The organism is Blastococcus sp. MG754426 (genome assembly GCF_021699055.1).
Lineage (GTDB): Bacteria > Actinomycetota > Actinomycetes > Mycobacteriales > Geodermatophilaceae > Blastococcus.
This window is the reverse complement of sequence record NZ_SSXC01000165.1, coordinates 1-1032: the sequence shown is the minus strand read 5'-3', so window position 1 is coordinate 1032 and position 1032 is coordinate 1. Positions and strand designations below refer to the sequence as shown.

General features: G+C 77.2%; 1 pseudogene. It reads left to right on the top strand.

The annotated features are described in order from the left end of the window. Window positions 1–16: 16 nt before the first annotated feature. Window positions 17–1032, top strand: a pseudogene (locus tag E9549_RS22805) (hypothetical protein); the annotation flags it as partial.

Below are 1032 nucleotides of genomic sequence, written 5' to 3'. Positions count from 1 at the left end.
CGCCCTGCACGGGCCGGTGCGTGACCGGTTCACCGCCGCCGGCGGGCCCGCCGGCGAGCTGGGCTACCCGACCACGGGGGTGCGGGCGCTGCCCGACGGAGGTGCGTTCGCGCACTTCGAGAACGGCTCGATCTACTGGTCGCCGGCCACCGGCGCCCGGGTGGTGACCGGTGCGGTGCGGCAGCGGTGGGCGGCCACGGGCTGGCAGAACGGGGTGCTGGGCTACCCGACCTCCGATGTCGTCGACCTGCCCGGTGGTGGCCGGGCGGCGTCGTTCCAGGGCGGGGCGATCTACTGGTCGGCCGCCACCGGGGCGCGGGTGCTCACCGGGGCGGTGGGGGAGCGGTTCACCGCCGCCGGCGGGCCCTCGGGGGTGCTGGGGCTGCCCACCACCGACGTGCTGGCGCTGCCCGGGGGCGGGCGGTTCGCCCACTTCGAGCACGGCTCGATCTACTGGACGCAGGCCACCGGCGCCCGGATCGTGACCGGGGCGGTGCGTGACCGGTGGGCCGGCGGCGGCTGGGAGACCGGCGCGCTGGGCTTCCCGACCACCGACGTGCTGCCGCTGCCCGGGGGCGGGGCGTTCGCCCACTTCCAGGGCGGCTCGATCTACTGGACGCAGGCCACCGGCGCCCGGATCGTCTCCGGCGCGGTGCGCGACCGGTGGGCCGCGTCCGGCTGGGAGAACGGGGCGCTGGGCTACCCGACCACCGACGTCACCGCGCTGGCCGGCGGCGGGCGGTTCGCCCACTTCCAGCACGGCTCGATCTACTGGACGCAGGCCACCGGCGCCCGGATCGTCTCCGGCGCGGTGCGCGACCGGTGGGCCGCGACCGGCTGGGAGACCGGGGTGCTGGGCTACCCGACCACCGACGTCACCACCTTGGCCGGAGGCGGGCGGTTCGCCCACTTCCAGGGCGGCTCGGTGTACTGGACCTCCACCACCGGCGCCCGGCTGGTGCGGGGAGCGATCCGCGACGCCTGGGCCGGGCAGGGCTGGGAGAACGGCCGGCTGGGCTACCCCACCAGCGA